9 protein-coding genes, 2 rRNA genes and 1 riboswitch (1 of these 12 cut by a window edge) are annotated in these 14,675 nt (G+C 39.9%); of the genes, 10 read left to right on the forward strand and 1 reads right to left on the reverse strand.

Annotated elements, in window-relative coordinates:
- The 3 genes from QNH43_RS01360 to QNH43_RS01370 all read left to right on the forward strand — a co-directional run.
- Positions 1 to 502, forward strand: a 23S ribosomal RNA gene (locus QNH43_RS01360); it begins 2,430 nt to the left of the window's first position.
- A gap of 64 nt (positions 503 to 566) precedes the next feature.
- Positions 567 to 682, forward strand: a 5S ribosomal RNA gene (gene rrf / locus QNH43_RS01365).
- Positions 683 to 963: 281 nt separating this feature from the next.
- A complete protein-coding gene (locus QNH43_RS01370; RefSeq protein WP_283916548.1) occupies positions 964 to 1,803 on the forward strand; it encodes a tyrosine-type recombinase/integrase in 840 nt (279 codons plus the stop codon).
- 259 nt (positions 1,804 to 2,062) lie between these two features.
- Here QNH43_RS01370 and QNH43_RS01375 read toward each other — a convergent pair whose 3' ends face one another.
- Complete coding sequence (locus QNH43_RS01375; protein WP_283916549.1) at positions 2,063 to 5,191, reverse strand: efflux RND transporter permease subunit; 3,129 nt, start codon at positions 5,189 to 5,191, stop codon at positions 2,063 to 2,065.
- 188 nt (positions 5,192 to 5,379) lie between these two features.
- Between QNH43_RS01375 and QNH43_RS01380 the strand changes: the two genes are divergently transcribed.
- From QNH43_RS01380 to QNH43_RS01410, 7 genes are all read left to right on the forward strand, one after another.
- Positions 5,380 to 6,258 (forward strand): TetR/AcrR family transcriptional regulator, encoded by an 879-nt coding sequence (locus QNH43_RS01380; protein ID WP_283916550.1) that lies wholly within the window; start codon positions 5,380 to 5,382, stop codon positions 6,256 to 6,258.
- A 239-nt stretch (positions 6,259 to 6,497) separates the two neighbouring features.
- Positions 6,498 to 7,160: a hypothetical protein gene (locus QNH43_RS01385; RefSeq protein ID WP_283916551.1), complete on the forward strand. Its 663-nt coding sequence runs from the start codon at positions 6,498 to 6,500 to the stop codon at positions 7,158 to 7,160.
- A gap of 14 nt (positions 7,161 to 7,174) precedes the next feature.
- On the forward strand, positions 7,175 to 8,437 hold the full coding sequence (locus QNH43_RS01390) for an efflux RND transporter periplasmic adaptor subunit (protein WP_283916552.1): 1,263 nt from the start codon (positions 7,175 to 7,177) through the stop codon (positions 8,435 to 8,437).
- Positions 8,438 to 8,634: 197 nt separating this feature from the next.
- A riboswitch (cyclic di-AMP (ydaO/yuaA leader) is annotated at positions 8,635 to 8,781 on the forward strand.
- Between the two features lie 172 nt (positions 8,782 to 8,953).
- On the forward strand, positions 8,954 to 10,213 hold the full coding sequence (locus QNH43_RS01395; protein WP_283916553.1) for a cation:dicarboxylate symporter family transporter: 1,260 nt from the start codon (positions 8,954 to 8,956) through the stop codon (positions 10,211 to 10,213).
- Between the two features lie 458 nt (positions 10,214 to 10,671).
- Positions 10,672 to 11,454 (forward strand): hypothetical protein, encoded by a 783-nt coding sequence (locus tag QNH43_RS01400; RefSeq protein ID WP_283916554.1) that lies wholly within the window; start codon positions 10,672 to 10,674, stop codon positions 11,452 to 11,454.
- 590 nt (positions 11,455 to 12,044) lie between these two features.
- The gene (locus QNH43_RS01405) at positions 12,045 to 13,127 is read left to right on the forward strand and encodes a D-alanine--D-alanine ligase (protein ID WP_283916555.1); all 1,083 of its coding nucleotides are present in this window, start codon (positions 12,045 to 12,047) and stop codon (positions 13,125 to 13,127) included.
- A 158-nt stretch (positions 13,128 to 13,285) separates the two neighbouring features.
- A complete protein-coding gene (locus tag QNH43_RS01410) occupies positions 13,286 to 14,668 on the forward strand; it encodes a UDP-N-acetylmuramoyl-tripeptide--D-alanyl-D-alanine ligase (protein ID WP_283916556.1) in 1,383 nt (460 codons plus the stop codon).
- Positions 14,669 to 14,675 lie beyond the last annotated feature (7 nt).

Consider the following 14,675-nt stretch of genomic DNA (forward strand, 5'->3'; position numbering starts at 1 on the left):
TGGTTCCGCATGGAAGGGCCATCGCTCAACGGATAAAAGCTACCCCGGGGATAACAGGCTTATCTCCCCCAAGAGTCCACATCGACGGGGAGGTTTGGCACCTCGATGTCGGCTCATCGCATCCTGGGGCTGTAGTCGGTCCCAAGGGTTGGGCTGTTCGCCCATTAAAGCGGTACGCGAGCTGGGTTCAGAACGTCGTGAGACAGTTCGGTCCCTATCCGTCGCGGGCGCAGGAAATTTGAGAGGAGCTGTCCTTAGTACGAGAGGACCGGGATGGACGCACCGCTGGTGTACCAGTTGTCTTGCCAAAGGCATAGCTGGGTAGCTACGTGCGGACGGGATAAGTGCTGAAAGCATCTAAGCATGAAGCCCCCCTCAAGATGAGATTTCCCATGGCGCAAGCTAGTAAGATCCCTGAAAGATGATCAGGTTGATAGGTCAGAGGTGGAAGCATGGTGACATGTGGAGCTGACTGATACTAATAGATCGAGGACTTAACCAACGCTTTTTAAAAAATGAAATACCTTCTTATTATCTAGTTTTGAAGGAACAACGTTCCTTACATGTTTGGTGGCGATAGCGAAGAGGTCACACCCGTTCCCATTCCGAACACGGCAGTTAAGCTCTTCAGCGCCGATGGTAGTTGGGGGTTTCCCCCTGTGAGAGTAGGACGCCGCCAAGCCATTTAGAAAGATCAGCCATCCTGGCTGGTCTTTTTTTGAGGTTGATATTCCTTCCATATCTTTTTATTTAAACCGGTTAAAAAAAGTAGTGACTTAAAAAGGACCATAAAGAAAGTTATATGCTGTATAAATGGTAGGACATACTATAAATGTATCTGAATTTCTACAGCTATCTGTATTATCCGTATCTGTTTAAGACAAAGGGACAGAATTCTTCGTTTCTGTAGGGATATATGTTAAACTTAACGTAGTTCTGAAACTGTCATTGGGGGAATGGCCGATGGATACCTCTGCTAAAGATGAAATGATTTTTTCGTTTGCTGAATGGTTGAGAGACCAAGGTAAATCAGCTAATACGATTAAAACGTATACTGGTGTCCTTTCACAGTTTTGTGACCAGACACAAAAGATATTGATGGAGATTCATTCTGAAGATGTTCAGGGTTATCTTGATTATTTAGAAAATTGCAAGAAAAGCCCAGGAACAATCGAAAAACACTACATCGCCCTAAATGTCTTCTTTAAATTTTTAGGCAAACCGCAAGTAATGCTTTCTGTGGAACGTAAGGTTAAGGAGCACAAGCTTGAGGTACCTGAAACTTTAAGCATCAATGAGCAGCAGATCCTGTTAAGGGATATAGAAGCAGAAGGAAATCTAAGGAACATCGCCATCGTCTACCTTTTGTTACATACTGGAATTCGTGTTTCAGAATTATGTGACTTAAATGGCCGTGACGTCATTATGGAAACAGAGCGAAATTATATACTTGTCAGGAACGCAAAAGGTGAAATCGATAGATCCGTTCCCCTTACACTATCGGCTATACAACATGTAAAAAATTATCTTTATTCTTTAAAAGAAAAAGCGGATCCATTATTCATCTCAAGTTACAATCAAAGGATCACTCCAAGGTCAGTTCAATATATATTAAAAAGATACAACGTGCATCCACATAAACTGCGACATACCTTTTGCCAAAGGTTAGTGGATAATGGAATAGATATACAAACGATTTCAAAGCTTGCCGGTCATAAAGATTTAAACGTAACGAAGCGTTATCTAAAAGAAGAATCGCTGGATCTGGCAAATGCGATAGATCAAACTTTCACCAAACACTAATCTATAGAAATTAAAAGGGAAAGGGGTTCTTTCCCTTTTTTTGTTTAAATAAGGTTTTTAAAAACAAACAAATTCCCTTGGAAATGACGAATGGGACGTTTTGTCTTATGAGACGGGGAAGGTTAAAAGTAGAGAGAATATAGTTTGGTCAAAATTGGCTGGAAGTACGAAGGGCTAATATATTAAGAGGATATTGATCAATCATTGAATCAAGAAAGAGGGGATTCCTAATATAAGGAATCCCCTCTTTCTTGATTTTTTACTTAACTGTTTTTTTCTTCTTTTTACCTATTTTCATTATAACTTCATATACTACCGGCACTATTACAAGTGTTAGCATTGTAGAACTCACAAGTCCGCCGATAACGGTAATTCCCAAACCTTGTGATATTAATCCACTGCCTTCCGCACCGATTGCCAAAGGTATTAAAGCGCCAATTGTGGCAAGGGCAGTCATCAGGATCGGGCGTAGTCGGGTCGATCCTGCTTCGAGTAAAGCTTCCCTGGTAGATAGCCCGGATTCTTCATTCTTGATAACACGGTCCACTAATACGATGGCATTGGTTACGACGATACCAATAAGCATCAGGACACCCATCATTGCTGAAACGCTGATGGTCTCACCTGCAATGAATAGCCCTGCCAATGCCCCGATTACCGTAAATGGTAAGGAGAAGAGAATGGCTATTGGCGCTAAACCACCATGGAAAGTAACGACTAGCACAAAGTATACGATAGCAACGGCCGCTAGCATAGCGATACCAAGTTGTGTGAATGATTCCTGGATATCTTCCGTCACTCCGCCATAGTCTATAGAGACGCTTGCGGGAAGGTCTAATTTATCAACTTCCTTTTGTACCTCAGCTGTTACTGCTGCCACATCATCCGTTTTGATTGTTGCAGACACGTCGGCATAAATTTTTCCATCGCGGCGGCTGATTGTATCGGAAGCTTTGCCTTCTTCGATTTTCACAAGCTCTTTCAATGGGATTTCCATTCCCATTGGAGAAGGAATTTTCGTATTCTCAAGATCTTTTTTGTCTTCGAAAGTCGTTTCTTCTGTCTCGACATATACTTTGACTTCTTCTCCATCTTTCTTAATCGTAGTTATAGCATCATCTTTATTTGTATTGGCAATGGACATACCAATTTGTGCAGCTGTCAGTCCAAGATCGCTTAGCTTTTCCTGGTCTGCAACTAGTGTATATTGCTCATAAGCATCGGAAAGGCTTGTATCAACATCTTTTAAATCTTTATTTTTCTTCATGATATTTTGAATATCGTCAATTACCGGTTCAATGTCTTTTTGTGTATTTCCGTAAACAAATAGAGTGGTTTCGTTGCTAGATGTTGACGTGAATTCTTGTTGTTTCCAAGTTCCAGGTGAATCAAGTTCAGTTAAATCCTTTATGACCGTTTCTTTTTTGTCCCCGAAATTTTCGGTGTCTTTATCATAGAGTACATAGAAGAGAGCCGAGTTACTCGAGCCGCCCATCATGCCGCCCATCATGCTTTCACCAAGTGTGTATTGAACGGTCTCCACGTCGTCTTTATCCATGAAGTATTTTTCTACTTTTTCTGTTTGTTTAACAATATCCTCTTTTAACTCTCCAGGTGCGGGAGTGTAAGTGACGATAATCGTTTTTTCTTCATCTGCAGGCATGAAGCTGACACCGATGCTTGGGATTAGGAATAAGCTGCCTACCAATAATACAATGGCTGTACCGAAAGTGATCAACTTATGGTTTAACGACCAATCCAATGCTTTTCTATAGAATGCAGATAGTTTACTTGGTTTTTCTTCATGTGATTTTAATTCTTTTTTAGATAGTCCCTTTTTAAATAAAGAGTCTGCCATTGCCGGAACAAGAGTGATGGCAATTATTAATGAAGCGACTAATGCAAACACCATTGTTAAGGCGAATGGCATGAACAGTTCTCCGACAGGTCCTGTAACGCTTGCTAAGGGCAGGTATACGGCCACAGTAACGATTGTTGATGAAAGGATAGGGATGAACATTTCCTTAGTGGCTGATCGTATTAATTCGCCGCCTTTTAATTGTTCGCCTTTTAAAGCCATTCTCCTATAAATATTTTCAATGACGACAATGGAGTCATCGACGACTCGGCCAATGGCAACTGTCATGGCCCCCAGTGTCATGACATTCAACGAAATATCCATTTGTTTGAGCACCAAAAGGGCTGCTAACAGGGATAATGGAATCGAAATGACGGAAATGAGAGTCGTTTTAAAGTTCCTTAGGAATAGCATGATAACAATGACGGCAAACAGACAGCCGAAAAGTGCCTTGCTGATCATGGTTTCAACAGAATCTTTAATCGGTTGGGCTTGATCAAGCGTAGTGTGTACACTAACGCCTTTAAAATCTTCTTTGAAATTCGTTACTTCTTCGTTTACTTCGTCCACGATTGCAACTGTATCGGCATCGGGAGATCTTGTAACCTGAATCCCAATCGATTCGCTGCCGTTTGTTCTTGAAATCGATTCAGCTTTACCAGTAATTTTAACATCGGCAATGTCTGATAATTTGACGTTTTGCAGTTGGGCAGGACCTGTTGCCATTTCAGGAGATAATTGATTGTTTTCCTGTCCGGTTTGTGCTGGCGTACCTGTTTGAGAGCCGCCGGTTAAAGGTATCTTTATATTTTTCAGGTCTTTTAAAGTGGAGATGTTTCCATCCACAACGATCGTTTTTTCTTTATCATCAAAGTTATATATCCCAAGGGGCATGTTGACGTTTGCGGCCTGGATAACCTTCTTTACGGTATCTTCATCAAGCCCGTATTGAGCCATTTTTTCCTCGTCGAATACAAGGCTGCCTTCATTTACTTGCTGTCCGGAAATTGATACGGATGTCACGCCATCGATTCCTTCAAGTTTAGGCACTAACACCTCTTCAACATTTTTTGTAAGAGCTGGTAAATCAGAACCCTTATCTGTTACACTGAGTGCGACGACCGGAAAAGCGTTTAATTCTAATTTTGATACGCTCGGGGCATCCACTCCCTCGGGAAGTTCTAATTTCTCTAAAGCCTCTTTCACTTCTTTTACAGCGTCGTCCATATCCGTATCATAATCATATTGTAATTGAACGGAAGAGGCATTAGCCATGGACGAAGAACTGACTAATTCGACTCCTGGCAAATTTGTTACTTTCTGCTCTATCTGGTCTGTGAGTTTATCTGCTACTTCTTCAGGTGCAGCTCCAGGATATACAGTGGAGATGCTTATTAAAGGAGTCGAGATGCTAGGAATGGTTTCTTGCTTCATGTTTAAACCGGAGTATAAACCAGCTGCGACGATGATGATCGTAAGCAACCAGATTGCCAATTTATTCTTTAATGAAAATTTAATTATTGAATTCAAGCTTGTACCCTCCATACATAAATTGTGACTAGTCGGTCACAAACTCAAATATATAGTATATGGATTATGATTGCAACAGATAATATCTTGTAGTGTTAATGTTGTGATTCCAAGGGTTTTGGGATACAATTTGAAAGAATTGACCCAGTGGTCACTGACGGAGAATTTTAAGAGATAGGATGAATTTGATGAAAGAAAAAAATAAGATGATCATAGATAAATCTGTAGAGCTTTTCGCGGAGAAGGGCTATCATGCGACTTCCGTTCAGGAAATAGCTGAAAAATGTGGGATAGCAAAGGGGTCTTTTTATAATCATTTTAAATCGAAGGAAGAATTACTGGTCTCCATTTTCAAATTTTATTATGAAGCCTTGACGGACTCATTGCTTGATCTTGAACTGGATGCTTCATTGTCCAGTAAAGACAAATTCATGAGGCAGATCACTGTTCACATTGAGCATATGACGGGAAATACCAACTTGATTCAAATGATGATGCAGGAACAAATGGTTCATATCAGCAAAGAATTGGATAGATTTTTACATTATATCCATGAAGAGGGCTTGATTTGGTTCAAGCGAAAAATCATTGAGTTATACCCGGGGCTTCCTGCTGATCTTTTGCCGGATTGCACCATAATTTTGGATTCTCTTTTCAAAGGATATATCGGAATATTGATCAGGAAACAAAATGCATTCGATGTGGAATTGTTACCTAGCTTCATATTGAACCGGATGGATTCCATCATCGCAAGCCTGCAGAGCAAGGAAGATCCATTATTGAAACAATTTCCCCTGCCAGGATGCTCGATGCAGGATATGAGCCCAAAAGAGGAAATCCATTCGATCATCGTCAGGATGCTGGAAGTGGAAACACGTAAGGAAGAGGGAATGGAAACAAATAAGAACACGGAGGCCTTAAAGGCGATCCAGGAAGAGTTTTCAAAAGTTAGGCCAAGCCCCATCATCTTGGAAAGTCTTTTGTTATTTTTGGAAAAAAATGAAAAAAGAAGTCCGTTGAGTTCAAAGCTTATCTTAATGATGAAGGATTATTTGTTGAATATATGAAGGCTTTACCGAAAGGGGCGTATAGCCTCCTTTTTCATTTTTAAATGAATTTCAAAAGCGGGTGTTAGGGAAGACAATTCTTTCTATTGTCAGCATAAACACCAAATTGGTGTGGGGGATTATATTGGATGGGAAAGGCTAATGTGTTTTTTTTGTATATTCATCCCTTATTTCTGCAATTGTTTCCAAAATAAGATAAAATATATGATGAAATATCATTTTTTGCAGGAGGACCACATATGGTGTACCAGGTCGGATTGTTAAAAGGCATTTTAGAGCCTTATCGGAGTCGTTATCAGCTGCAAAATGCAGAGGCAGTCACAAAGCTTGGATTGAAATTATTATTTTTATATTTTCTTAGTCTTATAGTATTCGCCATTGGGGGATATTTTGGCATTGGTTCAGAATCATTTTCCAAAGAAATCACGACGATGAGTGCCAATGAATTCGAAGCAGCAAAATTGCTGATTTTGAGCGGCAATATAATAACAGGCATACTCGACCCTTCCATATACATATTTTTAGCAGCTCTATACTTTTGGATCGTTACTGATATCCCATATATAAAATTAGTCATCGTTCAAATGATTGTTTTTGGTTTGCAATTAGTGGAAAAAACATTGCTGATTCCTCTATTCGTTTTAATGGATATAGGCAGCGATGCCAATCCTTTTTCATTGGGGATCATCAGTCAGTATTTTCTCAGAAGTGATTATTTCATTCACTTTTTCAGCGAAATCACCATTTTTCAATTTCTTATCATTGCCCTGCAATATTTTTATTTAAAGGAGTTTTCAGAACGAAATAATTATTTGGTCCTTTTAATGATTGTTCTATTCTATCTGGCCACATGGTTTGTTAAAGCCTTTTTAGCATACATCCAAGTAGGCGTATTTGTATAAGGCGGGTGAAAAGAATGAGCGGAAAATGGAAAATAACAGCGGTCTCGATTGCGTCGATAGTCTTAATAACCGTTAACATTTACCTTCTTGAAAAAAAAGAAAGCAAAGTGGAACGAACTGTTTTAGTTGAAAACTGGATAAAGGTGAAAAAGGATACAATTACGGATACTATTCAAACAAATGGGGTAATAAAACCTGTAGAAGAGTATGATATCTATTTCGATACCAAGAAAAATGATTTTAAGAAATTCCTTGTAAAAGAAGGCGATGCGATTACGGCTGGCTCCTCGCTGTTTGAGTATACGACGACCGAACTTGATGCGCAAAAAGTGGATTTAGAAGCGGAGAAAACGGCAGCTGGGGGAGAAATTGCAGGGATTGAAGAATACATAGACAAGTTGAGGTCATATCAAGCGACCCTGACCAGTGATTCTGGAATAGCGGCTATTGATGAATCGGTGGAAAAAAACTTGAGTATTGATTTAACAACAAGCTCGACGGATCTTATTAAAAGTAGCATTGAGCAAGAAATATACAAGCAGGAACTGGAAAAAAACAGTTTGAATGAAAAAGTGAAAATGCTTGACGCTAAATTAAGTTCAATTGAGGAGCAGTCCAATTCGATCGTGACGACGAGCGAGGCTGATGGTGTAGTTAAAAATATCAATAAAAACCTGAATAACCCCATTATATCCATTGTTTCTATAAATATGGGAATTGCAGGCGAATTCTCCGAAGAGGAAATGAAAAAAGCCAAAGTGGGCATGACTATAAAAGCAAGTTCCTCTGATTCAATAAAGGCATTGAAAGGAACGATAGGCCGTATCCATTCCTATCCAGCTGAAGAGCCGTCGTTAAAAAAAGATAACAAATTTCCATTTCAGGCTTTAATCGAACCGGAAGGCGAAGAAACGGAACCTTTGTTGGTGGGGTCCAAAGTGGATCTTACCGTAATAACCAATGAGAAAGCCGGTGTACCCTCCGTTCCTATTGAGGCGGTACATTACCAAAAACAGCCTTACATTTACAAATTGACTAAAAAAGGATATGTGGATAAACATTACATTAAGAAAGGGCTTAAAGCAGAAGGAAAGCAAGAAATCATAGAAGGACCGTCGGTAGGTGACGTCATCCTGCTGAAGCCGAATGTGGCAGTGAAGAACCATTCCAATTTTATAACTCCAATTCAATTTGAAAAATTGAAAGTTGCAACTTATAAAAAATTCACCTCTAGGGAAAAAGTAAGGTATCTGTTACTTGGCATTTTGGAAAAATAACCGTTTCTTCAACAAGAGAGGTGATGTCAAAATATTCATTAATTATATCAATATAACTTTTGTGGTTAAAAATTGGGAAGAGTAATTATAGATACAATAGCTATTAATACAGAATATTCAGACATATTTAAAGATTTTTTCTAGAACGATGCGAATAAATATTTACAGATTATCATTTTTAGTATAATATTTTATTATAAGTTAACTCGCTTAATCTTATTCCAAGAACGGGGGACCCATTTTTGTGGATTTTATCCGCTAGGGGTGAATTCAGAAATGAAAGGGCTTTGTGTTTCCAATTCCTAACCCGACAGCTAACCTCGTCAGCGTCTTTAAGGGAACATGTGTGAATATTCACGCCAATAAGAAATCGACACATGAAGTGTCTTTTTTTTCGGCGTAAAGACAGAGTTTTTCAAAAAAAGAAAAATTACTTTCTTTTATTAGTATCTTGTTTCCCTTACCGAGACAAAAATGTTTTTGCATCAAAGACTTTATGGAAGGTGAGGAAAGTAAATGAAGAAATTCAAACTAAGTTTAGCTAGCCAAATTTTCATTGGTTTAATTCTAGGGATTATCGTTGGTGCCATTTTTTATGGTAGTGAGACGGCCCAAAACTTTTTACAGCCATTCGGAGATATTTTCCTACGAATGATTAAAATGATTGTAGTGCCAATCATCGTTTCAAGCCTTATCGTTGCAGTTGCTGGTGTAGGTGATTTGAAAGCGGTAGGTAAACTTGGAGCTAAATCAATATCATACTTTGTTGTGGTAACTATGGTAGCGATTGCTGTTGGTTTAATTTCAGCGAATATCATCCAGCCTGGTGCTGGTGTGAATATGGACAAGCTAGAACAAACTGATATTTCTACCTATGTTGATACTGCCGAAACTAAGCAGCATGAATCGTTCGTAGATACAATTGTTCACATTGTGCCATCCAATCCAGTTAAAGCCATGGTAGAAGGCGATATGCTAGCGATCATTTTCTTCTCCGTGTTGTTTGGACTTAGTATTGCGGCCATCGGAGAAAAGGGTAAACCAGTATTCCGTTTCTTCCAAGGTGTAGCTGAAGGAATGTTCTACCTAACTAACATGGTCATGAAGTTCGCTCCTATCGGTGTATTTGCACTAATCGGTGTGACTATTTCCAAATTCGGTTTGGAATCTTTAATTCCGTTAGGAAAGTTAGCGCTTTCTGTTTACGGAACAATGATTTTCTTTGTAATAGTCATTCTTGGTCTTATTGCGAAATTTGTCGGATTCAATATCTTTACGTTGATTAAACTTCTAAAAGAAGAATTGATCCTTGCTTTCTCTACTGCAAGTTCAGAAGCGGTTCTTCCGAAAATCATGGAAAAAATGGAGAAAGCGGGATGTCCGAAACATATTGCTACATTTGTTATTCCGACTGGATACTCCTTTAACCTTGATGGTTCTACATTATACCAAGCGTTAGCAGCTATCTTCATCGCTCAAATGTACGGAATCGATTTAAGCATGTATGAGCAAATTACGCTAATGCTAGTGTTAATGATCACGTCCAAGGGGATTGCGGGTGTACCGGGTGTATCTTTCGTAGTTCTTTTAGCGACTTTGGGAACTGTCGGTATTCCTATTGAAGGTCTAGCATTTATTGCCGGTATCGACCGTATTCTTGATATGGGACGTACAGTAGTAAACGTTATCGGTAATTCACTTGCAGCAATCGTCATCTCTAAATGGGAAGGTCAATTCAACCCTCCTTCCAAAAAAGAATTAGAGCAAGTTTCTTAATGAAAAAATCCAGAGTGAAATGTCACTCTGGATTTTTTTTGAATTAAAATGCACTTCCTGATTTTTTGACGATCCAGAAGCGGCATTCGGAAGAGAAGGCGTGGACATCAACGTTTTCATGGAATAATTCACTTAGGCAGAAGCTCCCGATGACTGTAAACCCTGTTTCCTTCAGGCAATCAAGTACTTCAAGTTGAGTTGGGATATGGGGTAAGCAGTTTCTTGGAGCGTCTTTCCAGTTATTAATATATCCCCAAACTCATAAAGCCTTTCATCTTGTTTACCTCCACACCAAATCACTTCCTCCAATGTATTTATTACTATAATGTGGATTTCACGTTTCGCACTATTTACACGTTGCTGATGATGATTAATATTGGGAGCTATATAACTTATGTGAAAACCCAAAAGTTTGATAAAATAACATTATTGATTGAGAGCTCGGAGGGGATCAGGTTATGAAGAATGATAGCAATGATATCTTATATATGCATATGCAGGCTTCCGAACGGTTTGTCCTTTTTAATGGACTCAATTTTCGAGAATTCGTCTATTCGCTGCCAAATTCCTTGGATTCCATCTTATTATTGAAGCATCAATTCGATGGTGGGGAATACAATTTGAATGTTCTGCTTGAGAGCGCTTCATCTGAAGATATTGCGAAGCTCGTTAAAGAAAATGTTCGGGCATATGGAGATTTCTGTTGGGTCGATTTTGAAGAGGCGGAAGGGCTGGATGAATTGAATGGAAGGGAAATAGCGGAACTCTTATATTTAGGACACGCTAAAACCCATCTGAGTCCCCCGTTTTTCCGTAAATTGAATAATCAATTAGTGTACCTTGCGCAGGATGATGGCTGGTTCAATAAAATTTATTTTCGTTCTCTTTCGACGTATTATATGATGTTAGGAAGCCTGATTCCGCTAAAGCTGGAGCCGTTAAAAGTAGAGAGGACATGGCTTGGAATCAGAAAGAAAAAAGAGCTGACGGCGATTCCGGCAGAAATCATTTCTTCCTTGGCTCATATTCTGGCAGAGGGGCTCGCTTTTTCCTTTCGGGATGTTAAGTATACAAGAACGAAAATTGAGATACCTGCATGGGTCGTAGGGGATTATTTAAACATGGATGAGATGCATGATGACTTTTCGGATAGAGATATCAATGAGCCCGATGCTTTCATTATCTTCAATCGAAAAGAAAAGGTATGGGAAAGCGTTATTAAAAATACATCATCCTCCTGATGATCTCAATTTCGTGGAATGGGTTATTTGAAATCCTCGAATTTTTCAGGTGTAAGACTTACCATCTCATGCATAAAAGATAAGAGAGGGCGATGCACAGGATGTGGCGGTTTTATCCTGCGTTAACAGGCTGTAAGGGAAGCGATGGCAAATGTAATGAAAAAGAAATGTGGTGGGCCAACTGCCTGTAAATGCCCGATTGGCTCAACTAACCATCATTGGAAAAGCCCCAATGATGGAAGTTTCGCTTTCCCCCGCATTAACAGGCTGTAGATCAAGTGGATAGAAGATGTAACAAAAAAGAAATGTAGTGGGCCAACTGCCTGTAAATGCCCGATTGGCTCAACTAACCATCATTGGAAAAGCCCCAATGATGGAAGTTTCGCTTTCCCCCGCATTAACAGGCTGTAGATCAAGTGGGTAGAAGATGTAACAAAAAAGAAATGTAGTGGGCCGACAGCCTGTAAATGCCCGATTGGCTCAACTAACCATCATTGGAAAAGCCCCAATGATGGAAGTTTCGCTTTATCCGTTTTAGTGTAAAGTGATACAATGAACATGGTTAAAAGAATATTGGAGGGTAATAACTCATGAAAACTAAACTTGGTTTGCTTTATGGTGGAAAATCTGCGGAGCATGAGGTTTCTATGCAGACGGCTTTAGCGGTCATTAAAGCTCTCGATTTAGCAAAGTTTGATATATATCCGATTTACATAACAAAAGAGGGTTCATGGATTAATGGACCAAAGTTAACAGGACCTGCTGAGAATGTGGAGGCATTGACATTTTCACCGGAAAAATCGGGCTCGCCGCTTGCCTTGCAGGCACATTCAACTGATGAAAATAGTGAATCAACAGGCTATGACGTGATTTTCCCATTGCTTCACGGACCAAATGGAGAAGATGGGACCGTACAAGGGATGCTGGAACTATTGAACCTTCCTTATGTAGGAAATGGCGTTTTAGCTTCATCAGCAGGAATGGATAAGGTCATCATGAAAAACATTTTTGCCCAGGCGGGACTTCCGCAAGTGAAATACACTTGGTTCATTCGTTCCGAATGGGAGAAGAATAAAGAAAGTGCCATTAAAAAGGTAGCGGATGAATTGGGGTACCCTTGTTTTGTCAAACCTGCCAATTTAGGCTCGAGTGTCGGTATCAGCAAATGTAACGATGCTGATGAACTGGAAAAAGCGGTAGCGGAAGCTTTTCAATTCGATCGGAAGATCATCATTGAAGAAGGGGTCGTTGCTCGTGAACTCGAGTTTGGTATTCTCGGTAATGATGAACCGTCTTGTTCAGTGGCAGGCGAAATCATCCCTAAGAAGGACTTTGCCTTCTATGATTATTCAGCAAAATATGTAGATGGTAATTCAGCGATGGTCATTCCAGCGGAGATTTCGGAAAACGAGTATGCAACTTTATCCGAAATGGCCATTACTGCCTTTAAGTCATTGGATTGCTCTGGATTGGTTCGCGCTGATTTCTTCTTAACTAATGAAGGGCAAATCTATATTAATGAAGTGAATACAATGCCTGGGTTTACTCCTTTCAGCATGTTTCCGTTATTGTGGAAGCACACAGGTGTCGATTATCCAGCGCTAATTGAAGAGCTCGTGAAACTTGCCTTGGAACGTCATAAGGAAAAACAACAAATCAAATACACAGTTTGATCATGCAAGTAATGTAGCAGTAAACTTCACAATCCATCCAACGTTGATTTGATGGATTCCAATCAGCAGGAACCGGTGCGATTTAAACTGGTTTCTGCTTCGTTTGGTTATTGGAAGTAGAGAGCGATTAACGGTTCGATGAATGTAGGAGGAGCAAAATGATAAAGAGAACGTTAAAACAAGTACATGAAATGGCAGAGGGATTGAATGATATCAGCGCATTCCAGTCCAAAGGAATTAATGGGGTTACCATCGATTCAAGAACGGTTAAGGAAGGATGTTTGTTCATTCCGCTTAAGGGTGGGCAGGTTGACGGCCATCAGTATGTCAAGCAAGCTTTAGTGCAAGGAGCTGCTGCTTCTTTTTGGCAAAGGGATGTTCCGAATCCTCCTAATGATTTACCGATAATCATTGTCGAAAATACCGAGAAAGCACTTCAGCAATTGGCTCGTGCTTACCGTCGGCAGTTGAATATAAAAGTCATTGGGATAACAGGCAGCAACGGAAAGACGACTACGAAAGATATGACGGCTGCGTTGCTGGCCACTACTTATAAAGTTCATAAAACCAATGGAAACTTCAATAATCATTTAGGTTTACCACTAACGGTGCTTTCTATGGAAGAGGATACTGAGGCGGCCGTTTTGGAAATGGGAATGAGCAGCCGCGGTGAAATTGAGTTCTTATCCAAAATGGCAAAGCCTGATGTAGCGATCATTACCAATATCGGTGAATCACACTTATTGGATTTAGGATCACGCGAGGAAATCGCGAATGCAAAGTTGGAAATTATCGAAGGTTTGGCGAAGGATGGAACGCTGATATATCATGGTGATGAACCATTGCTTCGCAATCGGATCAAAAAGGATTTTCCTGATTTACACGTAATATCTTTTGGACGTACGGAACAAAATGATTTATATCCACAGACCATAAGCCAAGGGGCGGACAGTACAACGTTCACAATCTCAAGTGGTGAAAAGGAAGTCAATTATGAGATACCAGTATTAGGCAATCATAATGTTCTTAATGCACTGGCTGCCATCTTGGTTGCTAAAGAATTCAATGTGGATGATTCAGCGATCCGTAAAGGTCTGTCAACCATTCAATTAACTAATATGAGGATGGAATTGGTCGAAGGCGCAAAAGGGCAGAAGATCATCAATGATGCGTATAATGCCAGTCCAACTTCAGTTAAGGCAGCAGTGGAGTTGGTTGAGGGATTATCTGGATTCGAGAAAAAGATCCTTGTATTGGGAGATATGTTGGAGTTAGGGCCACAGGAAAAAGACTTTCATTTGAAAATTGGTGAATTGATTTCCAATGAGCGAATTGATAAGATCTTCACGTTTGGTCCTTTAGCCGAGTTTATTGCCAAGGGAGCGAGCAAGTCTTTTTCATCGGAGCGGGTTCGTCCTTTTCAAGATAAGCAGGAGCTTATAGAGGAACTTAAGTCTTCTACACAGGGAAATGACATCATTCTCGTTAAAGCATCCAGGGGCATGAAGCTGGAGGAAGTCGTTCAAGCTCTACAAAAATAAAAAAGAG

It is taken from the genome of Peribacillus simplex, assembly GCF_030123325.1.
Classification (GTDB): Bacteria; Bacillota; Bacilli; order Bacillales; family DSM-1321; genus Peribacillus; species Peribacillus simplex_D.